Source organism: Sphingomonas sp. R1, from assembly GCF_025960285.1.
In the GTDB taxonomy this organism is placed as follows: domain Bacteria; phylum Pseudomonadota; class Alphaproteobacteria; order Sphingomonadales; family Sphingomonadaceae; genus Sphingomonas.
The window spans coordinates 1-25000 of sequence record NZ_CP110112.1 but is presented as its reverse complement, the minus strand read 5'-3'; the positions used below and the strand labels follow the sequence as shown (position 1 = coordinate 25000).

The 25000-nt window shown below is 68.3% G+C and carries 19 protein-coding genes (1 of these 19 cut by a window edge); 4 read left to right on the top strand and 15 right to left on the bottom strand.

What is annotated here, in order from left to right:
• Both OIM94_RS18470 and OIM94_RS18465 read right to left on the bottom strand, forming a co-directional pair.
• On the bottom strand, positions 1-143 hold the beginning of the coding sequence (locus OIM94_RS18470) for a M24 family metallopeptidase (RefSeq protein WP_264610068.1). It extends 1042 nt beyond the left edge of the window; only the first 143 of its 1185 coding nucleotides appear in the window; it begins with the start codon at positions 141-143; the stop codon falls past the left edge of the window.
• 10 nt (positions 144-153) lie between these two features.
• Positions 154-1386, bottom strand: a complete 1233-nt coding sequence (locus OIM94_RS18465) for an NAD(P)/FAD-dependent oxidoreductase (RefSeq protein ID WP_264610067.1) — start codon at positions 1384-1386, stop codon at positions 154-156.
• Between the two features lie 126 nt (positions 1387-1512).
• On the opposite strand from OIM94_RS18465, the gene OIM94_RS18460 reads away from it, so the two are divergent.
• Positions 1513-2157: a GntR family transcriptional regulator gene (locus tag OIM94_RS18460; RefSeq protein ID WP_264610066.1), complete on the top strand. Its 645-nt coding sequence runs from the start codon at positions 1513-1515 to the stop codon at positions 2155-2157.
• Positions 2158-2162: 5 nt separating this feature from the next.
• On the opposite strand, the gene OIM94_RS18455 is transcribed toward OIM94_RS18460, so the two are convergent.
• Genes OIM94_RS18455 through OIM94_RS18445 form a run of 3 tightly spaced genes read right to left on the bottom strand, consistent with a single transcriptional unit; the run spans position 2163 to position 5522 of the window.
• Entirely contained in the window at positions 2163-3569 is a 1407-nt protein-coding gene (locus OIM94_RS18455) for an amino acid permease (RefSeq protein WP_264610065.1), read from the bottom strand.
• 22 nt (positions 3570-3591) lie between these two features.
• Positions 3592-4590 carry a 4-hydroxyproline epimerase gene (locus OIM94_RS18450; protein WP_264610064.1) on the bottom strand — a complete coding sequence of 333 codons (999 nt, stop codon included), beginning with the start codon at positions 4588-4590 and terminating at the stop codon, positions 3592-3594.
• 8 nt (positions 4591-4598) lie between these two features.
• Positions 4599-5522, bottom strand: a complete 924-nt coding sequence (locus OIM94_RS18445; protein ID WP_264610063.1) for a dihydrodipicolinate synthase family protein — start codon at positions 5520-5522, stop codon at positions 4599-4601.
• A gap of 223 nt (positions 5523-5745) precedes the next feature.
• Between OIM94_RS18445 and OIM94_RS18440 the strand changes: the two genes are divergently transcribed.
• A complete protein-coding gene (locus tag OIM94_RS18440; protein ID WP_264610062.1) occupies positions 5746-8658 on the top strand; it encodes a TonB-dependent receptor in 2913 nt (970 codons plus the stop codon).
• Between the two features lie 155 nt (positions 8659-8813).
• Positions 8814-9152 (top strand): hypothetical protein, encoded by a 339-nt coding sequence (locus tag OIM94_RS18435; RefSeq protein ID WP_264610061.1) that lies wholly within the window; start codon positions 8814-8816, stop codon positions 9150-9152.
• Here the strand turns inward: OIM94_RS18435 and OIM94_RS18430 are convergent.
• From OIM94_RS18430 to OIM94_RS18415, 4 genes are all read right to left on the bottom strand, one after another.
• A complete protein-coding gene (locus OIM94_RS18430; RefSeq protein ID WP_264610060.1) occupies positions 9149-9916 on the bottom strand; it encodes a ThuA domain-containing protein in 768 nt (255 codons plus the stop codon). The two genes, OIM94_RS18435 and OIM94_RS18430, sit on opposite strands and share 4 nt — an antisense overlap.
• Positions 9913-11235, bottom strand: coding sequence for a M20/M25/M40 family metallo-hydrolase (locus tag OIM94_RS18425; protein ID WP_264610059.1), 1323 nt, complete (start codon positions 11233-11235; stop codon positions 9913-9915). The genes OIM94_RS18430 and OIM94_RS18425 overlap by 4 nt, the downstream gene beginning before the upstream one ends.
• 61 nt (positions 11236-11296) lie before the next feature.
• Positions 11297-11530, bottom strand: coding sequence for a DUF6894 family protein (locus OIM94_RS18420; RefSeq protein ID WP_264610058.1), 234 nt, complete (start codon positions 11528-11530; stop codon positions 11297-11299).
• 49 nt (positions 11531-11579) lie between these two features.
• Positions 11580-12920 (bottom strand): oligogalacturonate lyase family protein, encoded by a 1341-nt coding sequence (locus tag OIM94_RS18415; RefSeq protein ID WP_264610057.1) that lies wholly within the window; start codon positions 12918-12920, stop codon positions 11580-11582.
• 115 nt (positions 12921-13035) lie between these two features.
• On the opposite strand from OIM94_RS18415, the gene OIM94_RS18410 reads away from it, so the two are divergent.
• Positions 13036-14565 (top strand): MFS transporter, encoded by a 1530-nt coding sequence (locus OIM94_RS18410; protein ID WP_264610056.1) that lies wholly within the window; start codon positions 13036-13038, stop codon positions 14563-14565.
• Here OIM94_RS18410 and OIM94_RS18405 read toward each other — a convergent pair.
• The 6 genes from OIM94_RS18405 to OIM94_RS18380 all read right to left on the bottom strand — a co-directional run bounded on the left by OIM94_RS18405 (position 14550) and on the right by OIM94_RS18380 (position 25000).
• Entirely contained in the window at positions 14550-17324 is a 2775-nt protein-coding gene (locus OIM94_RS18405) for an EAL domain-containing protein (protein ID WP_264610055.1), read from the bottom strand. The genes OIM94_RS18410 and OIM94_RS18405 overlap by 16 nt on opposite strands.
• Positions 17325-17396: 72 nt before the next feature.
• Entirely contained in the window at positions 17397-20108 is a 2712-nt protein-coding gene (locus OIM94_RS18400) for a Tat pathway signal sequence domain protein (RefSeq protein ID WP_264610054.1), read from the bottom strand.
• A 70-nt stretch (positions 20109-20178) separates the two neighbouring features.
• Positions 20179-20871, bottom strand: a complete 693-nt coding sequence (locus OIM94_RS18395) for a DUF6250 domain-containing protein (protein ID WP_264610053.1) — start codon at positions 20869-20871, stop codon at positions 20179-20181.
• A gap of 440 nt (positions 20872-21311) precedes the next feature.
• Positions 21312-22505: a replication initiator protein A gene (locus tag OIM94_RS18390; RefSeq protein WP_264610052.1), complete on the bottom strand. Its 1194-nt coding sequence runs from the start codon at positions 22503-22505 to the stop codon at positions 21312-21314.
• 184 nt (positions 22506-22689) lie between these two features.
• A complete protein-coding gene (locus OIM94_RS18385) occupies positions 22690-23769 on the bottom strand; it encodes a ParB/RepB/Spo0J family partition protein (protein ID WP_264610051.1) in 1080 nt (359 codons plus the stop codon).
• 31 nt (positions 23770-23800) lie between these two features.
• Complete coding sequence (locus OIM94_RS18380; protein WP_264610050.1) at positions 23801-25000, bottom strand: AAA family ATPase; 1200 nt, start codon at positions 24998-25000, stop codon at positions 23801-23803.

Sequence of the window (25000 nt, the reverse complement as noted above, 5' to 3'; positions counted from 1 at the left end):
GCCTGCGCACCCATCGCTTCCATGTACGCGCGCACGCGCGCGAGGCGTTGCCGGCGCTCGGCAAGCGTGATCGCGGGCGCGCGCTCGGCCCAGGGGGCCAGGGCGGCGAGTTCGCGTTCCACGGTGGATCCGCCGATGGTCATGCTGTCTTCCTCATGCTTCGAAACGGTGAAGGCCGAACGGGGCCAGATCGATCGCGCCGCCCCTGCCCTCTGCGAGCGCCGCCACGCTTTCGCCGGTGACGGCGGCAAGCGTGAGACCGAGATGCTGGTGCCCGAAGGCGTAGAGCAGATTGCCGGTCCGGGTGCTCCGCCCGATCGCCGGGAGATAGTCGGGCAGCGTCGGCCGTGCGCCCATCCAGCGGGTGAAGGGCGGCCGCATCGGCAGGCCGAGCGCGGCGACATGCGCCTCGAGCCGCTCCCACTTGGCGGGATCGGGCGGGGTGTCGATATCGGCGAACTCGACGAAGCTCGCCGCCTGCACGCAACCGGCATAGCGGGTGACGATCATCGCGCGGTCCTCGAACACCAGGGGTGGCAGATCCGCGGGCCAGTCGTGATCGGTAGCGCGGAGATGATAGCCGCGCTCGGCGATGATCGGCACGCGGTGGCCGAGCGGCGCGAGCAGACGGCCCGAGGCGGCGCCGGCGGTGACCAGCAGCTGGTCCGCATCGGCGAGCGACACGCCGTCGACCGCCACCCGCGCCTCGCCGCCCGCCAGCTGCAGGGCAGCCTTGCCGGGCAGGATCGTACCGCCCGCCGCGACCAGCGCAGTCCGCAGCGCCCGGTCCAGCGCGCCGAGATCGGCGATCTGCCCGGTATTGGTGAAGCGGATTGCCCCTGCCGCCTTCGCGCCGGGCAGCTGGAGCAGCTCCGCCGGCGTGGCGTCGCGGAACGTGGCGGTGCCGATGTCGGCAGTCGCCCAGGCTCGCTTGCCCGCCTCGGCAGAAGCGGCATCGGCCCAGGCAACGATATGCCCCTGGACGCGCAGCAGGTCCGCTGAATCGAGGCTGGCGGCCAGCCGCCCCCAGGCGGGCATCGCCTCGGCGAGCAGTCCGGACAGGGCCGCCTGTCCGCGCGCGAACCGGTGCGGCCGCGCGGCGCCGAGCAGTTTCAGCCCGAAGGGCAGCCAGTGTCGCCAGGCTGTGGGCGGCAACGCCACCGCGCCTCCCGCCGCGAAGCGCCGGCGCGGCAGGCTGCGCACCGTCGCCCAGGAGGCGAGCGGCGCAACCTGTTCGATCGCGATATGGCCGGCATTGCCCCAGGAGGCGGCGGACCGATCCGGGTCGGCATCGACCAGCCGGACGCGCCAGCCGGCACGGGCCAGGGCAAGCGCGCTCGCCAGGCCCACCACCCCGCCACCGATCACCACCATATTGCGCTGCATCAACTTCGCCTTGCCGAGTTTGCGGTCCAGGTATACCGTATTTTCAGGTCTCCGCGTGAAATGTCGCTTGCCGACGCCCCGGAAAGCATGGCCTGCCTACCCTGGCCCGCCTCAAGGAAAGCCCGCATGAGCATCGTCGTCCGCACTCTTTCGGAACAGATCTTCACGATCGTCCGCGAGCAGATCGTCTCCGGCAAGCTGCCGGTCGATCAGGCGATCCGGCAGGACGCGCTCGCCAACCAGTTGGGCGTGAGCAAGATCCCGCTGCGCGAGGCGCTGGCCCGGCTGGAGCAGGAAGGGCTGCTGATCGGCCAGGCGAACCGGGGCTATTTCGTCCGCGCCATGTCCTCGGGCGAGGCCGAGGAAATCTACGCGCTGCGCCTCGCGATCGAACCCGACGCGGTGGCGGCCGGCGCGGCGAGCGCAAGCGATGCCGATCGTGCCGCGGCGCGCGAGGCACTGGCGGCGCTCGATATCGCCGCGGGCGAGCATCTCGACGAGGTGGCCGCGCGCAACCGCGATTTCCACATGGCGCTGGTCCGGCCCGGCGGGCGGCTGCTCACCACGCAGCTGGTCGAGCGGCTGCAGATCCTGTCCGAACGCTATGTCCACAAGCATCTCGAGCCCGCCGGCCGCGAGGACCGGGCGCATCTCGAGCATGCCGACCTGATCCATGCCTGGGAACAGGGCGACGGCGCGCGCGCCCGCGATCTCGCCCGCGCGCATATCGAAGGCACGCTTGCCGATCTGCGTCGCCAGCTGAACGGCTGAACTCCTCAGCCGCGCGCGAGCACGCTGCGCGCGCGGCCGTAGAGGAAATAGACGGCAAGGCCCGCTACGTTCCAGATCAGGAAGCGGACCAGCGTCTTTTCGGGCAGCGAGAAGAGCAGGTAGAGGCAGCCCAGCACCGCCAGCGTGCCGACCAGATAGGGCTGCGGGCAGCGGAAGATGCGCGGCGCATCGGGGGCGCGGCGGCGGAGCAGCATCATGCAGGCGCCCACGGCGATGAAGGCGATCAGCGTGCCGGCATTGGCCAGCTCGGCGATCTCGTCGAGCCGCAGGAAGCCGGCGACCGCCGCCACGAACAGCCCGGTGATGCCGGTGACCAGCACCGGCGCGCCGGAGCGCGGCGAGACCTTCGCCAGCGCGCGCGGCAGCAGCCCGTCGCGCGCCATCACGAAGAAGATGCGGCTCTGGCCGTACATCATCACCAGGATCACCGACGGCAGCGCGACCAGCGCGGCGGCCGCGATCGCCCAGGCGGCGAAAGGGTGGCCGAGCGTGCGCAGCACCAGCGCCAGCGGCTCGGGGGAATTGCCGAGCGCGGTGTACGACATCGCCCCCACCGCGGCGACCGCAACCAGGATGTAGATGGTGGTGCACAGCGCCATCGATCCGACGATGCCGATGGTCAGGTCGCGGCCCGGCTTCTTGGCTTCCTCGGCGGAGGTCGCAACCGCATCGAAACCGTAAAAGGCGAAGAAGACGATCGCGGCGGCGGCCATCACGCCGCGCGTCGCGCTGCCCTCGGCATGGCTGGCGAAGCCGTGCGGCATGAAGGGATGGAAATTGGCGGCGTCGAAGCCCGGCAGCGCGAGTGCCACGAACACGGCGAGCGCGACGAGCTTGATCACGACCAGCACGATGTTGAGCGTCGCGCTCTCGCGGGTGCCGAGCATCAGCATGCCGGCGATCGCGAAGGAGACGAGCACCGCCGGCAGGTTGACCAGGCCGCCGGCATGCGGCCCCTGGAGCAGCAGCGGCGGCAGATGCACACCGGCCGATTGCAGCCAACCGACCAGATAGCCCGACCAGCCGACCGCCACCGCCGAGCAGGCGAGCGAATATTCGAGGATCAGGCTCCAGCCGACCACCCAGGCGATCGTCTCGCCGAGCACCGAATAGCTATAGGTATAGGCGCTGCCGGCCGCCGGGATCATCGTCGCCAGCTCGGCATAGGCGAGCGCGGCGCAGGCACAGACTGCGCCTGCGATGACGAAGGCGAGAATCACCGCGGGCCCTGCGCGCTCCGCGCCGACGCCGGTCAGCGTGTAGATGCCGGTGCCGACGATCGCGCCGACGCCCAGTGCGATCAGATGCGGCCAGGAGAGGCTGGGGCGCAGCCGATGCGCGCTAGAACCCGTGCTGCGCTCGATCGGCTTGATCGGTCCCCAAAACCCCATGCGTCCCCCAATAGATTTGTGATCAGACGACCGAGAAGCCGGCCCAGAACGGGTCCTCGCGGTCGATCCAGATGGTGTTGAAGCCGGTGGCGATCGCCGAGCCCTCGATCGAGGGGATGATGCCGGGCCGGTCGCCCACCATCACCGCTTCCTCGACCCGGCCGATGAACCGGCTGCCGATATAGCTTTCATGCACGAAGCGATCGCCGACGTTCAGCCGACCCTGCTGCTCGAGATGCGCCAGCCGGGCCGAGGTGCCGGTGCCGCACGGGCTGCGATCGATCGCACGCTCGCCGTAGAATACGGCGTTGCGGCCATCGGCCCCCTCCCCTTTCGGCCTGTCGGCCCAGAGGACGTGGCTGACGCCGCGGATGCGATCGTCGAGCGGATGGACCGGCTCCACCTGCGCGCGCACCAGATCGCGGATCGTGCGGCTGAGCTCGACGATGCGCGAGGCGCCGAGATCGTCCAGCCCGGTGTACGGCCCCTGCGGCTCGATGATCGCGTAATAGTTGCCGCCATAGGAGACGTCGATGCGGAGCGGGCCGAAGCCCGGCACCTCGATCTCGATCCCGCGCGCGGCAACATAGGCGGGGACGTTGCGGATACGCACCCAGCGCACCCGGCCGCCGTCCATCGCATAGGCGATGTCGATCACGCCCGCCGGCACCTCGATGCGCAGCTGCCCCGGCGTGCGCGGGGTGATCAGCCCGTGTTCGAGCCCGAAGGTGACCATGCCGATCGTGCCGTGGCCGCACATCGGCAGGCAGCCCGAGGTCTCGATGAACAGGATGCCGCAATCGGCGTCGTCGCGGGTGGGCGGGTAGAGGAACCCGCCCGACATCATGTCGTGCCCGCGCGGCTCGAAGCACAGCCCGGTGCGGATCCAGTCGAACCGCTCGAGAAAATCCGCACGCCGCGACAGCATGTCGCCACCGCGCAGCAGCGGCGCGCCGCCCGCCACCAGCCGCACCGGGTTTCCCGCGGTATGGCCGTCGATGCAGAAGAAGGTGTGGCGCATGGGCGCGATCAGGCCGCTTTGGCCTGGCGCCGGCTCGGCCGGGTCGCCGCGGCCTCCTCAACCCAGGCGGTCACCTGCGCCCGGCGCGCACCCGACAGCGGCAGGCGCGGCAGGCGGACGCGCTCGCTGCCCCGGCCCATGATCTGCTCGGCGAGCTTGATCGACTGGACGAGGTCGTGTTCCGCATCGAGGTGGAGCAGCGGCATGAACCAGCGGTAGATGGCCCGCGCCTCGTCGAACCGGCCCTCGTTGAACGCCGCGACCAGCCGCACCGACTCTTCCGGGAAAGCGCTGGTCAGACCCGAGACCCAGCCCGAGGCGCCGAGGAACAGGCCTTCGAGCGCGACGTCGTCCAGGCCGGCCATCAGCGTGTAGCGATCGCCATAGCGGTTGAAGAGGTCGGTGAAGCGGCGCGGGTCCGGCGCGCTTTCCTTGACCGCGACGATGTTGTGCACGTCGGTCAGCCGGTCGAGCGTGTCGGTGCCGATCGAAACGCGATAGGCCGGCGGATTGTTGTAGAGCATGATCGGCAGCGCGGTCGCCGCGGCCACCGCGCGGAAATGCGCCTCCAGCTCTTCCGCCGTCGGCACATAGACCATCGCCGGCAGCAGCATCAGCGCGTCGACGCCGATCTTCTCGGCATCGCGGGCATAGTCGATCGCCCGCGCGGTGGTGAATTCGGACACGCCCGCGACCAGCGGTACCCGGCCGCCCACCGCTTCCACGCCGGCGCGGAGCACCTGGCGCTTCTCGTCCGGCTCGAGCGAATTGTTCTCGCCGCAGGTGCCGAGCAGGATCAGGCCGTCGACGCCGTCATCGACCAGCGCGGTCTGGGTGCGCTGCGTGGCGTCGAAATCGATCGAGAGATCCTCGGCGAACTGCGTCGTCGCCGCGGGATAGACGCCGGTCCAGAGCGTCTTTGCTGCAGTCATGGGAATGGGTTCCTCCAAAAGCTTGCGCATTTCGTATACCGTATCCCGACACGGTGCAAGGCGGGGTGCCGCATTTCTGCGCATTTTCACGCAGGCGGCAAGGGCCGTGGCTCGCCCCGGAACACCCCCGGCCGGATTCGTATCAGATATCGTATAATATATTTGACGTATTGCTGCTTTTCATGTTGCATTGGCGCGACTCAAAAAAAGGGGTGGGACGCCAATGCGACATTTTATTTCAATCCGAGGCTCGTCCGCGCTGACCGCGATCGCCGTCGCGCTGCTCGCCACGAGCGCGCACGCCCAGCAGACGGACCCTGCCCCCGCGGGGGCCAGCGGGGATAGCTCGGCGGAAATCACCGTCACCGGCACGCGCATCCGCCGCCCCGATCTGGAGAGCAACAGCCCCCTCACCAGCGTCGGTGCGCAGGAAATCAAGTATCAGGGCGCGGTGAATGCCGAGACGCTGCTCAACCGGCTGCCGCAATTCACCCCCGATGCGAACGAGAATGTCTCCAACGGCTCGGACGGCTCCGCCCAGATCAACCTGCGCGGCCTGGGCTCGAACCGCGTGCTGACGCTGATCAACGGCCAGCGCATCCTGTCCTCCCAGGCGACCGACATCAATTTCGTGCCCACCGCGCTGATCGAGCGGGTGGACGTGGTCACCGGCGGCGCCTCCGCGGTCTATGGCTCGGATGCGATGTCGGGCGTGGTCAACTTCATCCTGCGCGATCATCTCGACGGGGTCCGGCTCGACGCCCAGACCAGCGTGGCGCAGCACACCAACGACAATGGCTATGTCCGCGGGCTGGTCGCCGCCAAGGGCTATCAACTGGCGCCCCGCAACGTGTTCGACGGTGCCAAGCAGGACGTGAACGGCGCGGTCGGCAAGAATTTCGCCGGGGGCCGCGGCAACATCACCGTCTATGGCGGCTATCGCCATACCGAGCCGGTGCTGCAGGCGACGCGCGACTATTCGTCCTGCGCGCTCAACGCGAACGGGGCTACCGCGCTGATCTGCGGCGGCTCCAGCAACACCACCTACGGCACCTTCGCGCCGCTGACCGGCCCCAATGCCGGCCAGGGCTATCTGACCAACAACCGCGACGGCTCCAAGACCTGGCTGCCCTACACCTCCGCCTATGCCTACAACTATGCCCCGACCAACTACATCCAGCGCTCCGACGAGCGCTATACCGGCGGCGGCACCGCCTCGTTCGAGATCGCGCCGATCGCGAAGCTCTATGGCAGCTTCATGTGGATGAAGGATCACACCTTCTCGCAGGTCGCCCCCTCGGCGCTGTTCCTCGGCACCACCTTCACCATCCCGTGCAACAACCCGCTGATGAGCGCCGCGCAGGCGAGCGCGCTGTGCGGCACCGCCGCGGGTACCTCGGCTACCGCCGACACGTTGATCGGCTATCGTCTCAGCAGCGGCTCCTCGCGCCGCGACGATCTGCGCCACCAGGATTATCGCTACAATGCCGGGGTGAAGGGCGATCTGGGCCACGGCTTCACCTATGATGTCGGCTATCTCTACGCCCTGTCGCGCTATGACGAGACCTATCTGAACAATGTCGACAACATCAAGGCGCAGCGGGCGCTGGACGTGGTGTCGGTGAACGGCACGCCCACCTGCCGCTCCAAGATCGACGGCACCGATCCCGCCTGCACCCCGATCGACGTATTCAAGGCCGACGGCATCACCGCGGACCAGGCGCAGTATCTGTTCAGCCAGTCCAACACCGCCGGTCGCAACACGCTGGAGGTCTTCTCCGGCTCGCTGAGCGGCGACCTCGGCACCTTCGGGATCCAGAGCCCCTGGGCAGACCGCGGCGCCGGCCTTGCCGCCGGTGTCGAGCATCGCCGCGAGACCTTGCTCTTCACGGTGGACACGGTTGCCGCGCAGGGCGGCGCGACCGGCTCGGACGGCATCATCTCGGTCAATGACGCCTATGCCGAGCTGGAAGTGCCGCTGGTCGCCAAGGTGCCGTTCCTGCAGGAGCTGACGGTGAACGGCGGCATCCGCTATTCGGGCTATACCAACGAACAGCGCTCCACCGCGCTACGCTCGACCTACAAGGCATGGACCTACAAGGCCGAACTGGCCTGGGCGCCGATCGCGGGCGCCCGTTTCCGCGCGAGCTACAACCGCGCCATTCGCGCGCCCTCCATCGGGGAACTGTTCACCGGACGCGGCATCGGCAACGTCGCGCTCAACGATCCGTGCGCCGGCGCCGCGCCCACCGCCTCGCTCGCCGCGTGCAAGGCGACCGGCGTCACCGACGCGCAATATGGCCACATCATCCAGTGCCCGGCCGATCAATGCTCGCAATCCTATGGCGGCAACCCGGCGCTTAAGCCGGAAGTGGCGGATACCTACACGGTCGGCCTGGTCGTCACCCCGCGCCAGATCCCGCGGCTGTCGCTCTCGGTCGATTATTATCACATCAAGGTGAAGGGCTATATCGGCTCGATCGACCCCTCGCTGGTCGTCGATCAGTGCACGACGAACGGCAACCCCTATTATTGCGGCCTGTTCAAGCGTGATCCGCGCTCGGGCGCGATCTTCGGCAGCAACGGCTATATCGTCGGCAGCACGCTCAACACCGGCTATCTGCTTACCTCGGGCATCGACGTCTCGGCCGCCTATAATTTCGCGATCGGCCGGCTGGGCCGGATCGACGCCAGCGTCGTCGGCACCTGGACCGAGCAGATGACCGAGGAGCCGCTGCCCGGCCTCGGCACCTTCGACTGCAAGGGCTATTACGGCTATAGCTGCGGCCAGCCCAATCCGGCCTGGCGCCACGTCGCGCGCTTCACCTGGAACACGCCGGGCGACAAGGCCTCGCTGTCGCTGTCCTGGCGCTATTACGATGCGACCCGGGTCTCGGGTGGCGACACCACGGTGATCAACGCCCGCATCCCGGTGTACAATTATTTCGACCTCGCCGCGACCGCGACGGTGACCAAGCAGCTCCAGCTTCGGATGGGCGTCAACAACCTTACCGACAAGTCGCCGCCGGTGATCGCCAGCGGGATCCTGAGCAGCTTCGGCAACGGCAACACCTATCCGGGCGTGTACGACCCGATGGGCCGCACGCTGTTCTTCGGCGCCTCGCTGACCTTCTGATCCTCGACTGCGGTTGCCCCCGGGGCCGGCGTGCATGCGTCGGCCCCACCCTTTCCCGCTTCGCCCGCCTTCCGCTTCGCCCATCTTCCGCTTCGCATTGCAACCCGCGTCTCGCCTGCTACGCTTCGGCAAAATACACGCCGAGGAGAGGCGACATGTTGATTCTGCCCTTGCTGCTCCTGCTGCAAAGCGCCGCGCCTTCCGCCGCCGAGGAGGAGATCATCGTCGTCTCGCGCCAGCTGCGGATGATCAAGGTCGATCTCAAGGCGGACAAGCACGCCGGCGGCATGACGCTGCAGCGCTGCCGCATCCTGCGCGGCTCGGGTCAGGCGGATCTCGATGCCATTCCGTGCGACGTCGCCGAACAATGCGTCGCATCGGGCATTCCCACCCGCCGCGAGCTCAAGGCGTGTGTCGAGGATCGCTCCACCGATCGGATCAATGCGGTGCTCGCCGCGCGCCGCGCCGCGCGCATGGCCTCGGCCGGCGGCTAAGGTCGGATGCCCAGCCCGGTCGCCGTCCAGGTGATGCCGCCGAGCAGGTGCTGCAGATAGCGCTCGTCGCGGTACATTTCCGCCTCGTGGCCGAGCAGGGTGACGAACACCCGCCCCTTGCCGACCGCATGATACCAGGCCACGGGGTGATCCTTGCCCATCCGGTGCCCGACCTGCCCCGGCCAGATCCTGGTGGGATCGTAGCTCGTCTCGTCGACCCCGAGCACGCGGTGGATCGCGATGTCGAACGGATTGGCGGTGACGTAGAACTCGTCGCTCCACAGCCAATGCTCGGGCAACCCGAAGGTCGCCGGGAAGCCCTTGTCGAGCACGGTCACCACGCCGGTCTGGATCATCGGGTGGTTGACGAAGCTGCGGCCGACCAGCTTCTCGTACCACGGCCACGCCCCCGCCGGCACGATCGCGGCGCGGTGGACGACCATCGCATTGCCGCCGCCCGCCATGTAGCGCTCGAACCCCGCGCGCTGGGTGGGCGTGAATTCGTCGGCCGGCGTGTTGAGCATCAGGATCGCGGCATAGCGGCCGAGATCGCCTTCCAGTGCCGCGCCGTCCTTGCGCCAGTCGATCGCAAAGGCGTGAAGGCGGCCCAACCGCTCCAGGCTCTCGCGGGCGACGGGGATGTACTCGTAATGATATTTGCTCGGCGCCGCGATCACCAGCAGCGTGAACTGGGGATCGGCACGGCCCAGCGCGGGCGCGAGTAGCCCGACCAGCGCGAACAGCAGGAGCAGCCAGCGCCTCATCGCGTGCTGCGCTCGGCGCTCAATCGCGACATCAGGATCGCGGCACGCTTGGCCTGGCGGCGGATGCTCTGCAGGTCCACCGTCTCGCCGGGCGCATGATCGCCGGTGCTGTAGGGCCCGAGGCCCGCCAGGCTGTCCACGTCCTCCGCGACGAACGAGACGTCCCCGGCCCCGCGCTTGAGCGGATCGAGCGCCGGCATCTCGGCCAGCCCCAGATCGCGGTTCACCCCGTTGAGCTTCGCCAGCAGCGCCCGATTGCCATTGGTCGGTGCCATCGGCGGATAGCCTTCACCGAACTCGATCTTGGCATCGGTCCCCGGCGCATGGGCGGCGACGATCGCCTCCATCTTCGCCTTCACCCGCGCGGTCTGCTCCGGCGTCAGCGTGCGGATGTCGCCGATGGCGATGGCGGTCGCCGGAATGATGTTGGTCTTGCCCGCTGCCACCGCGCTACCACCCTCGTCGATGCTCGCGCGTGCGCCGCCCGCGATCACGCCGGTGTTGAAGGTGAGGTTGGGCTCGGGCAGCTCCGTGCGGAAGGCGGCGAGGATGCGCGCGAGCTCGTAGACCGCGCCGTCGCCCATCTCGGCGGTGAAGATGCCCGAGCTGTGCCCGGTCCTGCCGGTGGCGGTGATCCGCCAGTCGATCGCCGAGCGCCGCGCGATCGAGCCCATGTCGCGCCCGCCGTCGATCACCAGCCCCTCGAAGTCGAGCGCGACATCGGCACGCTTGCCCGCCGCGATCAGGTCGGCGCGGGCGATGCGGTGCGGGCTGCCCGACTTTTCCTCGTCGCCGGTCAGGTGGACCTCGATATTGGCGTTCTTCAGCGTCCCCGCCGCCTGCATCGCGCGCAGCGCGGCGACGATCACCACCATCCCGCCCTTGTCGTCCCCTGCCCCCGGCCCCTCCGCCAGATCGCCCTTGCGGACGAATGTCTGGAAGGGCGAGTTGGGCTCGAACACGGTGTCGAGATGCCCGATCAGCAGCAGGGTCTTGGTGCCCGCCTTGCCGCGATGGACCGCGATCAGGTGCCCGGCGCGCTGCACCGCGTCCATCGGCTTCCAGGCGACGGTGAAGCCCAGCGGCTCCAGCTCCGCGCGCATCATCGCACCGACCTTGGTGACGCCGTCGAGGTTCAGCGTTCCGCTGTTCTGGTTCACCAGCGTCTCGAGCAGCGCGACCGAACGGTCCTGGTCGGCATCGACGCTGCGACTCATCGCCGCCTCCGCCGCCGACAGGCGCTGTGCGGTGGCGGGGGCCGCCACCAGCGGCGCGGCAAGGGCGGCGGCGAGCAGGGCACGGCGGAAGAGCGTGGTCAAAGCGGCGATCCTCGGTGGTTCCGCGGCACTTGAACACGGCCGCCCCGCCGACCGCAAGCGCTCAGGAAAGCTGGCGCGCCAGATCCGCGAGCAGGATGCGCGCGACCGGTTGGTTGCGCTCGTCCTCGATATCGAGGCTGCCGTGCAGCGGGCTGCGGTTGCCGCGGTGGCGCAGCAGCTTGCGGGCAAGGCCGTGCCCCGCGATCAGCGCCTGGCGAAGGTCGGGAAGCTCGCGCTGCTCCGTCGGGTGGGGATGATGATCCGGGGTACAGAGGCGGAAGCAATAGGCGGGCATGCAAGCATAATGCCTTTTGCCTCAACTGGTTGCTGCAGCTTGATGTAAATTATCGTTGCTGCGCCGCCGCCTTGGCGACTTCGACCGCGTAGAGGTGCGCGGCACCCTCGAAATTGCCGCGGAACAGGATCCACCTGCCGTCGGGCGTGAAGATCATGTTGGGTTCCAGCCGATAGTCCTGCGCGCGCATGTCGACCAGCCTCTCGGCGTCCAGCGTGCCCGGCGCGATCAGTGCGCCGGCATTGTCGGCATGGATGCCCGCGACGTCGCCGATCGCGTTGGGGGTGAACAGGTAGAGATATTTCCCGTCCGGCGCGTGGGCGACCATTTCCGGATCACCGCCGTCGCCGGAGAAGCGGCTGGCATCGGGTGCCTGGTTATAGTGGACCGACCACAGGTTGCGCTCGACATGGTACCAGCGGCGCTTGCCCGTCGCGAGTTCGACGCCCGCCAGCCAGAACACCTGCCCGCGCGGCGTCTGGAGATCGTACCAGACCCACTTGCCGTCGGGCGAGAAGAACTCGTGGCCGGCAATCTCCATGTTCATCGTGCGGGTGTGGAGGCGGCGCTTGGCCGACCCGTCCGCGCGGATCGCCCAGAGCCGGTCGACCCGGTGCCACGGCCCCTCATGGCAATAGAGGATCTGCTGCGGATCGGTGGGCGAGAACTGGACATGGTTCAGCCAGTCGGTGGACGCGGTGACCACCCGCCGCGCGCCGGTGCGCAGGTCGATCGTGAAGATCTCCATCGGCACCCTGGCGTCGAGGCGGCGGTTCATATGGACCTCCTTCGCCTCGGCATAGGGCAGCGGCTTCCCGTCGGGCCCGTTCGCGCGATAGTCGTTCATGCCCGGCGTGTTCACCTCGCCCCCGGCGCGGGCGAGCGTGCCATCGGGTTTCAGCGGCACGATGGCCCTGGCGACCTGGCCGAGCAGCAGCGTCTCGTCCGCATTGATCGAGCCGATCCAGCCGCCGGGCACGGTCGCCACCCGGCGCACCGCGCCGGTATCGGCATCGGCGACGAACACGCCGAACGGTCCGCCGGCATCGTCGCGCCCGCGCTCGGCGAAATAGACATTGCGGCTTTTGCGGCCGGTAAAGAGCAGCACCGCACCGGGCTTTGTCACCAGCGGCCGCATCTGCCACGTCTTGAGATCGACCAGCGCGATCCCCTGCTGCGTGGTCACCGCCATTCTGTCGCCCTGGGGCAGGAAACCGTTCTGGGTGAAATAGAGGCTGACCGTGCCGGCCTCGCGGCTGATCCGAACGACGCGGTGGCCGGTGGTCTTGTCGATCCATTCGGCGGCAGGCTGCGCCGCGGCCGTTCCGGCCGAGAACAGCAGCGCCATGACCAGCGCCAGCCCTCGCGCGCGCTGCCCGAACCATGCCATATCGCTCTCCCAAGCCGCTTGATGTTGTTTCACATAGTATGATAGCAGTTCAGAATATGGAGTAAAGAAGCCGGCAGGTGCGGTTCGTCGCGCCAAGCCGGGTCCAGGAGAGCAGATGGCCCAACCCGCCCCCGCCGCCCGCCCCGTCCGGTGGTTCAACTATCTCGCTTATGGCTCGAACGACGTGCTGGGCGCCGGCTCGATGGCGGTGATCTCGGGCTGGGTGCTGATCTTCTATACCCAGTTCTGCGGGCTGGAGGCATGGGAAGCGGCGCTGATCTTCACCGTCGCCCGCGTGCTCGACGCGATCGCCTCGCCGGTGATCGGGCATCTGTCCGACGCGATGGGCGACACACCGCTCGGGCGGCGCTTCGGGCGGCGACGGTTCTTCATCCTCGCGGCGATCCCCCTCCTTCCCTCCTTCGCGATCATGTGGGTCGCGGGGCAGAGCTTCTGGTATTATCTCGTTACCTATGTGCTGTTCGAGCTGGTCTACGCGATGGAGATCATCCCGTACGAGACGCTCGCCGCCGAGATGGGACGGGACTATCGCACCAAGGCCAAGTTCGCCGGCGTCCGCATCCTGTTCGCACAGGCAAGCGCGATCCTCGCGGGCTTCCTGCCGGGCATGCTGATCGGAGCGCTGGGCAAGGACAGCCCGCTGACCTTCCTCTACATGGGCATCCTGTTCTCCGCGCTGTTCATGGTGACGGCGGGGCTGCTCTACCGGTTCAGCTGGGAGCGGCCGGCGGCGGAAGTCGCGGCACTGCGCCCCGAAGGCGCCCCCCGCCCTACCGTTGGCGCGGCGATCCGCGGGCTCTACACCAATCTGTTCAGCACCTTCCGCATCCGCGCCTTCCGGCTGCACCTCGGCATGTATCTGGGCGGCTATATCAGCCAGGACGTGTTCAACGCCGCCTTCACCTTCTTCGTCGTCTTCGCGCTGGCGGGGACGATCACGACCGCCTCGACGCTGCTCGGCACGATGTACATCGTCCAGTTCGTCGCGGTGATGCTGGCGATCAACCTGGCGCTGCGCAGCTCCCCTGCTCGCGCCTACCAGCTGGCGGCGCTGAGCTTCGCGGCGGGCGTGCTGGTGCTGCTCGGCCAGTGGGGCACGGGCGTGCGCGCCGGCAGCGCCTGGCTTTGGCTGCCGATCGCGCTGGCCGGCCTCGGCCGCGGCGCGCTCAACTACATCCCCTGGGCGACCTACAACTACATGGCCGATGTCGACGAGATCGTCACCGGACGGCGCCGCGAAGGTGCGTTCGCCGGCGTGATGACCTTCGTGCGCAAGCTGACCCAGGCCGCCGCGGTCGCCGGCGTCGGTGCGATCATGAGCGCGGGCGGCTTCACGAAAGGCGCGGCGGTGCAGCGCCCGGAGGCGATCCACACCATCGCGCTGGTGCTCGGCATCGGCACGGTGGGCGTGCTGATCGCGGGCATGCTCGTCTCCACCCGCTTCCGGCTCAACGCCGCGACCCATGACGTGCTGATGGCCGAGATCGACCGCTTCAAGCGCGGCGAACGCGCACCCGCGTCTGTCGAGGCGCAGGCGGTGGTGGAGGATCTCTCCGGCTGGCGCTACGCCCAGCTCTGGGGCAACAATCCGGTGGCCGGCGTGCGGGCTCAGCCAAGCGCCTGAACCGCGGTTTCCGCCTCGATCGCGGCGGGCCGCCCGAACAGATAGCCTTGTGCCTCTTCACAGCCCTCCCGCAGCAGCAATTCGCGCTGCGCATCGGTTTCCAGTCCCTCCGCCAGCACCGGGATCGACAGGCTGCGCCCGAGCGCCAGGATCGCACGGATAATGGCGCGCGCCTGTTCGCTGCGCTCGGAGTCGGCGAGAAACGACTTGTCGATCTTGATCTTGTCGAACGGGAAGGAATGAAGCGTGTCGAGCGACGAATAGCCGGTGCCGAAATCGTCCATCGCCACCCGCACGCCGAGCGCCTTGATCCGGCGCAGGCTGTGCAGCGCACGGGTCTTGTCGGCGATCAGCGCGGTTTCGGTGATCTCCAGTTCCAGCCGCGTCGGCGCAAGGCCGGTTTCCACCAGGATGGAGGTGATCACCTCGGGCAGATCGGGCTTGAGCAACTGCACCGGCGAGAGGTTGACCGCGATCTTGTGCGCGTTGGGCCATGCCGCCGCTTCGGCGCAGGCGGTGCGGAGCACCCACTCGCCGAGCCGGATGATCTCCCCGGTTTCCTCCGCGATCGGAATGAAGTCCATCGGCGGAATGCCGCCCAGCTTGGGATGCGCCCAGCGCAGCAGCGCCTCATAGCCGACCAGCTGGTCCGACTGGAGCGAGCGCTGGGGCTGGTAGAGCAGCCGAAGCTCGCCGCGCGCGGCGGCATGGCGCAGGTCGTTGGCGATCACACGGCGGTGCCGGGCCTGCTCGTCCATGCCATGTTCGTAATAGCAGATCCGCTCGGCGAAATCGCCCTTGGCGCGGTACAGGGCGAGGTCGGCATTGTTGAGCAACGTCTCGCGATCGCCCGCATCGCTAGGAAACACCGCGACGCCCATGCTCGCCCCGACCGACAGCGATCCCTGTGCGGCGAACCCGCTGAACAGGCAGGCCTCCAGCCGCGCCACCAGCCCCTCAAGCTCGGCCGGATGCTCGTAGCGCTTGGCGACGACAAATTCGTCGCCACCCATTCGCGCCGCGATCTCCTGCTCCTGCAGCGTCGCCTGCAGCGCGGCACCGATATCGCGCAGTACCCGATCGCCCTCGGCATGGCCGAGCGAGTCGTTGATCTCCTTGAAGCGATCCAGATCGATCGCGACCACGGCCAGACGACTGTCGCTTCCTTCCGCTCGAGCGATTTCGCCATCGAGCCAGCTATGGAACTGCACGCGGTTGGGAAGGCCGGTGAGCGCGTCGTGCAGCGCCATGTGCGCGATCCGCGCCTCGGATCGGCGCCGCTCGCTGATATCCTCGCACGTGGTCACCCAGCCGCCGTCGGGAAGCCGGCGGCTGTCGATCGAGAGGACGAAGTCATTCCCGTATTCCGCGACGATGCGCGGATCCTTGCCCGGCGCCAGGGTTGCGAGCAGCCGGTTTCTCGCCTCCTCCACCCGATCGGCCGATACCGCCGTACCGGTCCGGGCTTCCAGCGACTGCCGGACCACCTCGGTGAGCGTCGATCCCGGCGGACAGCTGCCGGCGGGCAGCCGCCACAGCTTCAGGAAGCGCTCATTGTGCAGGATCAGCCGTTCCTCGGCATCGAACAGGCACAGTCCCTGGTGCATGTTCTCCAGCGCCGCGTCGCGGTGGCGCTGCGCCTCGGCGATGCGGTCCTGATCGAGCTTCGCCTGTGTCATGTCGCGGGTGATCTTGGCGAAGCCGAGCAGGCGGCCGTCCTCGTCGAGCATCCGCTCGATCGTGACATGTGCCCAGAAGCGCGAGCCGTCCTTGCGCAGACGCCAGCCCTCGCCGTTGAACTTGCCCTGGGTCGCCGCCGTGGCGAGTGCCGCCTCCGCCGCCCCGCGCGCACGCTCCTCCGGGGTGTAGAAGCGCGCGAGAGGGCTGCCCACCACTTCCGCCTCGGTATAGCCCTTCAGTCGCGCGGCACCGGTGTTCCAGTTGGCCACCCGGCCCTGCGCGTCCAGCATGTACAGCGCGCAGTCCGAAATTCCCCTGGCGAGGATGCTGAACTGCCGCTCACTTGCGGCGATCGCCGCGCGCGTGCGCCGCGCGATGAACGTGCTGCCCAGACAGACCGCCAGCAGCGCCACGGTGATCACCGCGAGCAGGATCGACATCGAGCGCGGCGACAGGATCGAACCCGTCCCCTCCCGCGCCCAGGGGACCAGCTGGATCGCGGTCATGCCGGTGAAATGCAGGCTGACCACCGCCAGCGTCATCAGCAACGCGGCGGCCACGCCCGTCCCCACCGTCGATCGCCGGACCGCCAGGAACAGCGCCGGCACGAACAGCACCGCCCCGAACAGGATCGACAGGACGACATAGCCGGCATGCCAGCGGATATGCGCGGGCATGTCGATCGCGGCCATGCCCACATAATGCATCGCGCCGATGCCGGTTATCGCGATCAGCCCCGCTGCTGTCAGCCGGGCCGCGCTGCTGCGCCGCGTTGTCATCTGGAAGGCTGCCAGGGTGGTGCCGGTCACGATCAGCAGCGACGACGCCGACAGGCCGATGGCAAAGCCGAACTGGAAGCCGGGATCATAGCCCAGCATCGCGATGAAGTGGGTCGCCCAGATCCCGAAGGCCGTGGCGAGTGCGCCGGCGGTCTTCCAGCCGGCGGCATTGCGCGGCGCGCGGGCTCCCTGGCGCAGCATCAGCACGGCGCTGAGGCTGGTCAACAGGCACATGGCCCCGGCCAGCGCGACGAGCCGGAGATCGTGTTCCCCGGCAATGCAATAGGCGATAGCGAACATGATACCTCGTCGTCTGTCGCCGGGGTCTATCGCCTATCGGTTAACATATGTCTTTGACGTAGAACGGCATTGTTACGCTGTCGCATCATTCCCAGTCGCCGGGGTACGCAACGGTCCATGGTCCAGCGCCGCCGGGATCAGCGCGAGGTTCTGAATCGCCGCCAGCCCCCATTGCGAGGCCGCGTTGGTCGAAATGCCGGGCCATTCCACCCCGCCGCCGGGTAGCGCTCGGCGTGGATCCGCCAGGCTGAGGCCAAGTCCCGCATCGCCGGACAGGAACTCCGCCGCGGCGCGCGCGGCAAGCGCCGCATCGCCTGCGGCATGCGCCGCGGTCGCGGTCAGCCGCGAATGTGCCTCGCGCAGGTTGCGCGGTCCGAAGGGTTCGCCCCATTTCGCCAGCCATTCCGGCTTGGGTGCATTGTACCAGCGGCAATAGTCGAGCCAGGCGGCGCGGTAGCGCGGCACGTCCAGCAGGCGCAGCAGCTCGGCATTGATCTCCACCGCGCCGAACACCGCGTTGAGATGCGAGAGCTGGATCTTCGCCCCCCGGTCCAGGAAGCGCCCGCTCGCCAGATCATAGGGCGCGCTGCCGGTGAGCCAGCCGCGCGGCAGGCGGCCAATGCTGTCCATGCCGGCTACGATGCGGTCCCGCCATCGTGCATCGCCGGTCCGCTCCCATTCGGTGAGCCAGGCACCGGCCAGCACCGCCCAGGTCGTGCCGAAGGTCATCTCGATCACGCCTGCGGGCAGCGTCTCGCGCACCGCGCCGGGCACCTTGCGGCCGATCTCGACGGTGCGCAGCGCTTCGTGCGAGCTGGCAAGCGCCCGCATCAGGTCGCCGGTGCGCTCGTCGGCGGTCAGATAATGGAAGATCCGTCGATAGTTGGCGTTGGAGACGCGCGGCTGCTTCGAGCTGTCGCTCCAATGCTGCACGCCGTGCCGCGTGCCGAGCCCGGCGAAGCGGCCGAGATGATAGACGTCGACCTCGCTGGTGTGGCGCGTCATCGCCTCGGCGAGCCGGAAGGCCTGGGGGCTGCGACTGCGCAGCGCGCTGTACCAGAGCCACAGATCGGGCGAGAGCTCGCTGTTCGCCCAAGCGAAGCCGCCGATGTCGTAGCGCCATTGATGCCGATCGGCATCGTAGCTGTGCATCACGTCGCCGTGGTTCCAGAAGCCGTACCAGCCGCGCCGGTCGACCTCGCCCGCGTAGAAATCGATCAGCCGCTCGAGCTGGTCCTCGATCGCGACGCGCACCGGGGTCGAGCGATCGGGCAATCCCCAGTCGCCGAAGATCCCGGCGGCATGGAGCTGGGCCGGATCGGCCATCAGGCGGGGCGGTTCGGCCGTGGCGTTGGCGAGGGCCTGCAGCCGCGCCGTGGGCGGCGTGGCGGGGAACGCCCACAGCATCAGCTCGCTGGTGCGTGCGATCCCTTTTGGTGAGTCCCAGCCCGGCTCGTAATCCTCATAGGTGATATCCAGGCCCTGGTTCTGCGCCGCATGGGACTCCATGCCCATCGCGCCGTGATAGCGCCGCAGGTCCATCGGCGGAGCGTTGGGCGACCATAGCCATGCGGTGAGCCGGGCAGCGTCCCGCGTGGCGTCCTCGATCGCCAATTCGCTCGGATGGCGCTGCCAGAACCAGCGGGCGGCAATCGCGGCGCCGCCCTGTGGCGTGCCGACATAGGCAAGTCCGGGCGCGCGCCGTCCCTCCCCCGCATCCACCCACGCCATGTCTGCAGCGGTGCGCTTGGCCAGCGTGAACCCGTTGGCCGAGCACTGGCGCAGGCTGAACGCGTCCCAGGCGGGAATCCGATCGAGCAACGCCGCGACGGGCGCCCGCATCTGCGCGACCGGCGGGACCGCCCTCCCCTCGACCTGCGCGGTGCGGAAGGCACGCCCCGGATCGCGGCGCAGCCCGGTGAGCGGGCGCACCGCTTCTGCGAACATCGTATCCGCCCCCGTCGCCAGGCGGACGTGCCGGTCGTGGGCCGCCCCGCGCATCGGCACCGCCGCGCGCAGCCCGATTGCGGAAAGGAACTGCGTGTCGGGATCGAGATCGTGGATGAAGCTGTGAACGATGCGCACCCCTTGCGATCCGGCAAAGCATTCCACCCGTATCGTGAACGGCAAACCCGCCTCGCCGTCGGCGATGTGGCGCCCGTCAATGCGAACGACCGCGCGGACGGGCCCCTGCTGCTCGACGATTATGCCGTCGATATGGCCATGAAGCGCCTGGCGGGGGCCATCCGGCGCGCCGGTCCGCAGCTCGGCGACCAGCTCGACCGGACCGACCAATGCCGTTCCCCCCTCCCCTGTCGCCGCCAGCAGCGCCGTGCCGCTACGCGCGATGCGCCAGCGCAATGGCCCGTTCTCGATTTCCACGGCATCGTCGCTCTGCCGCACGCGGATCGGCACATCGGGCAGCTGGGGGCGGCCCGGCTGGATACGGACGCGGGTGGGTGCTGCGAGGGCGCCCGCCAGCGCGTGGCCGGTCCATTTGCGCGATCCGTCCGGCCAGCGGGCAAGGGTCCAGCTCTGCACCACGATCGCGGCGCCGCTGTCCGTGACGGCGGTCAGCGGCGTCGTCTCGCGGAGCACACCCCTTGGCCAGGCCACGCCCCAGCAGCTACCCTCGACGGCGCCCGCGGGCGGTTCCCCATCCAGCCATGCCGCATCGGCATGGAGGTTGCGCGGCGCTGCGGCAGAGGGCGCCGGGGCGGCGGCGAGCAACGGTCCGGCGGCGGCCGCCTGCAACACGGCGCGGCGGCCAATGGGAGTGTGCATCTGTCCTCTCCTGCCGGCGATACCCGGCAAGAGCCGTTCTACTATGTGAATATCGCGCGCACAATGTGGATCATGCGGCGTCAAGCTTCCAGATGCGTAATGCGCGCACCTGCAGGTGGCTCTGGGTCGTGCGAAGGCCGAAATGGCCGGAACGATACGGCGCGGGATCCTCCAGCGAGAAGAGCGGCACATCGTCGCGCAATAGGGCGATGTGGCGGCCATTGGCGATCAACCGAACGTGGATCGGCCGATTGGGCTGCAGCAGCGTATCGGGCGTGCGGAGGTCATGCTGGGGAAGCAGCGGCCGGTTGCCGCGTTCGCCGACATAGCGGCGGAACCGGCTGGTGGTGTTCCCGTTGCCGCCGATCCCCGCATAATAGGTCTGCAAGTCGTCATAGTCTTCGAATGCGCCGTTGCGAGGCCGATCGAGCACGTTTCCGGTCTGCGCCCGCGGGTCCCGCGCCATCCAGAAGCAGTTCACGTCGCTGACGCGGTCGTTCGGGCCGCCCTTGGCGACGGGCAAGACCGAGTAGTCGATGGCCAGCGGTCCGGCGAGGGCGTGGCGAAACCACAAGGTGACGCCCGCGGGTACGTCGATGTCCAGCGCCCCGCCCCGGGTCTCGATGCGGCCCGGTCGCTCACATTCCACGTGCCAGTTCGCGAGCCCATGATCGAAATCGTCGGCGTGCAGAAGCGTGGCGTCCGGACGGGCACGCGCGATCGCCGGGAGGAGGAGCGCTGCCCCCAGCACCGTCCGACGCATCAGGCGAGTTCGGGATAGCAGGCGATCGTCGGATCCGGGCATCTTCTCCCTTTCCTCAAATATGAAAAGTCTCGCAGGACGTTAGACAGTTTCTTGAATCGTTACAGAGTTAAGGGTGCGCGCTCGGGAACGGAGATCGCGGATTTCCGCGAGTCGGGCGCAGGGACGCGTTCCTGTTGTGTCGAGGCGCCGTTCCCGAAGGATCGAGCGCCGCGTTCCCGAAAGGTCGAGAGGACGTTCCCATAGGGTCGAAGACGGTTCCCGAAAGGTCGAAAGGCGGAGCAGCACCGCGATAAAACGGCATGGTTGTGCGACGGACCCGCGGAACTTGAATCATTTGCGCACCCCTGACGCCGGAAGAGGTTCAAACTCGCGGGCATTGTCCGGTCACGCCGATGACGCCGCCACGGCCGCCCGACACTTCGGGAACGGAATGTCGCTCAGCGCAGCTGATGCTTGTTGCGACCGTGCCATTGCCGGACGAAGCCGATAAAGGCGTTCTGGTAGTTGGCAGGTGTCCGGGCCGGATCGGCTTCCACCCAGTCGCGGAACTGGCGGTGGAGTTCCTGATAGTCCCAGCCTGGGCATTCCTGCCGGAGCACCTGCAGCGTCGCATCGGTGATCATGCCGCTGGTGGCGCGCGTGGCGAGACTGGTCAGCGAGCGGCGGATGGCCGCGCGTGCTTCCGGACCGATCGGCGCCTCTTCGGGGCTCGCCGCAGCGGGAGGCGGCGGGGCAGGTGTCGGCCCGAGCGCCGGCAACGGCGGTGCACCGACGGTCTTCGTGGGAGCCTCGCCGTCGGCACGGCGTCGCATCCGCAAGCTCGGCTCGCGCTTGCCCGCCGGCGTCTCCAGCGCAAGGGTATAGCCCGGCAGTTCGTCGCGCTCGGCAATCTTGGCGATCTCGAACTTGAAGCGGCGATACTGACCCTCGGCACCCGATTTCTCGAACAGGGTCGGCATGGAGATGGCGAAGCCGGCCTCCCCTGCCCCGCCGGCATGCTTGCGCGCGACCTTGTAGAGCCAGCGCTCGCGGCCGCCGGTCAGATCGAAATAGGCGCGGTCGATCGATAGGACGCCCCCGTTCATCAACACGCCTTCATAGAACCAGCTGGACAGCTCGATCGTCATGCCTCGTGAGCGCTCGGTCCGCTCGTCGACCAGCTGGGTCCAGCCATCGAGCCAGCTGAAGGTCGCCTCGCGACGGTTCTCGGCACGGATGTTGGTCTTGATCGTCGTCGCGACCAGCCGGTCGAGCGCCTGCCCGAGCAGCTCATAGGCGCGGCCCGTGGTCGGTCGGCCGATCGCGCGGAGCAGGTCATAGGGCATCAGGTGAAGCTTGCGCGGGATGTCGTTGCGACCGCGGCGGGCCATGTCGGCCAGCACGCTCGCGCAGTAGATCAGGATATCGGCATCCCAGATCGTCGCCATGCCGTAATCGGGATTGGCCGAGACATGGACCCACAGCTTCCCGTCCGGACTGCGATAGTCGATCGGCTTTGCCCGCTTGGTCTTGGCGAGGCTGAAGAAGGGGCGTTCCATCATCTCGCGCTGGTCGCGCAGCGGCATGTCGGCGAGATAGGGGAGGAACAGGTCGAACTGGTCGGGGATCGACTTGCGGTCGGCTTGGGTCATGCGGCCTCGGCTTGGCGGGCGGGGGAGGGCGTTTCCCTGGGGAAACGGGATTGGTCAAGAGCGCGCGGCCGTGCAGAGCCCCGACCGATCAGCGGGGGGCTGGGCCAGGGCGGCGCGGTGGTAGGAGATGTTTCCCCGGGGAAACGCGCGGGCCAGTCGCGATCGTTTCCCCGGGGAAACCGCATCAGCGCTGAAGCCCGCGGCCTTCGCGGTCCAGCTGCTCGAGCGCCTCCCGCAGTGCATCGGCGAGTGCATCGGGACCCGCACCCGCGCCGGCGTGGAGCCGCACGGTAACGCCCTGGCGATTGACCGAGAGCACGCTCAGCGCGGTGCGCCCGCTGGGGGCGGTCCAGGAGAAAAGCGGCTCCGGCGTGGCCGGCCCGATCGGCGCGGCCAGCAGCCGGCGAAGCACGTCGCTGGCCGGCATGCCGGCCTGTCCGGACCCGCGCCGCTCTGCCTGCAGCCTGGCCAGCAGCCGCGCCTCGGCGTGAATGGCCTTGGCCGCATTCTTGTCGTCCAGTGCCTGGGCGAGCGGGTAGGCGGGTTTCAGCTGCACGTCGGCGGGCGAGGCGAAGGCGGCGATCACCGCGTCCGGAATGCCTGCTACCTTGATCATCTTCGACAGCCAGCCCTTGGAGAGCTTCAGCCGCTCCGCCATGCGCGTCAGATGGTTGCCGTAATGTGCCCTGAGCGCCTCGGCATAGTTGCGCGCCCGCTCGAGATCCGACACGTCCTTGCGGGCGCGGTTCTCCAGGTCGGCGAGACGGAATGCGGCCTCGTCGTCCAGCTGGGCGACCTGTGCCACGAACTGCATGTCGGGATAGCTGTTGGCGCGCAGCCAAGAGATCGCAAAATGCCGCCGCGTACCGGCGATGACCTCATAGTCATGCTCGGGGTCGCCTTCGATCCGGCGGACGACGGCCGGCACCTTCTGGCCGTTCTCCGCGACGATCGAGTCGATCAGCTCCCGAACATTCTCCTCGGTGAGGTGCGCATAGACGCGGGCGTTGCCCGGCCAGATGCGGACCTTGGCGGGATCGAGCAGCAGCTGGGTGACCTGGCGCACCTCGCCCGAGGCGACGCGGGCCAGCGCCGATTCGCGGCCGAGCAGGGTCGTGCCGCGGGTGCGGGTGAGGCGTGCGGGCAGCTCCGGCTCTGCAGCGGGGGCGGGGCGGGGAGCAGCTTCGGCCGCGGGCTGCGCCGCTTCCGCCGCGGCCTCTTCCGCGAGCAGATCGGCGAGATAGTCTTTCTGGGTACGTGCCACGGTTCAGCCCTTCTGCCCGGCTGCGGCGCGATCAGGCCGCTTCATTGACGACTTCCTCTTCGCTTGCCGGTGCCACCCGGCCCCAGTTGCGGCGGACCAGTGCCTCGACCTGGCCGAGCGCCTCGTCGAGATTGGCCTTGCAGCGCTTGTGGGTGCGCGCGGTGCCGATCGGGCGATCCAGCTCGTAGATCGTCATCATCCGCATCGCCGCATGGCTGATCTCGGCGGATTCCAGGATCGGCACCGGCAACAGGGCAGGGCCGAAGGCCTGTTCCATGATCTGGCGCACCATCGCATGGCTGGGATCGTTGCCGTCGAACTTCGAGCAGATCAGCCGGACGAAATCATATTGCACCTCGATGCCGGCCTCGGTCAGCTGGTGCAGCACCTGGTCCATCATCGACAGGAACTGGACGGTGGAGCAGAAGTCCGGCGTCGTCGCCGCCAGCGGCACCAGCAGCGCGTTGGCCGCCTGCATCACCGCCAGGCTGATCGTGCCGAGCGCGGGCGGGGGATCGAGGATCACCACGTCATAATCGCGCGCCAGATCCGACAGGCCGGCCTTGAGCTTGCGGAAGCGGGTGGCGAGGATCGAGCCGCCATCGGCGCCGGCGGCGGCCAGCTCATATTCCACGTCGAACAGCTCGAGGTTCGACGGAATCAGATCGACATTGGGCCACGGCGTCTTCTTCACCGCATAGAGCAGGTCGGCCTGGGTGGGGTCGATCGAAAGATAGGGGTAGAGCGTCTCTTCCCGCGTGATGTTGAAATGCGGGTTGAAGCCGAACAGCGTCGTCGTGGTCGCCTGGCTGTCGCAGTCGACCACCAGCACGCGGTAGCCCTGCACCGCGAAATAATGCGCGAGGTGGGTGGTGACGGTGGATTTGCCGACGCCGCCCTTGAAGTTCTGCACGGCGATGATCGCCGGCACGTCCAATGGCGCACGGGCAGGAGACGCGCCGAGCACGCGGCGCATGTTGAGCAGTTCCTCCACCGTATAGCCGGGCCGGCGTCCATTCTCGCTCGGCGGGGGAGGGGGAAGCCGGCCATCGTCTTCGGCCATGCGGATGCGATTGGTGGAGCAGCCGAGCAGTTGTGCTGCTTCGGCAATGCCGAAACGCACATGGAGCCCCTTACGGCTTTCCGGTAGAAACGCCTTTCGGCGCAGTCTTTCGATCATGCGTTCGCCTGCGTCGGCAAGCTCGCTGATCCGATCAATGTCTGAATGCAT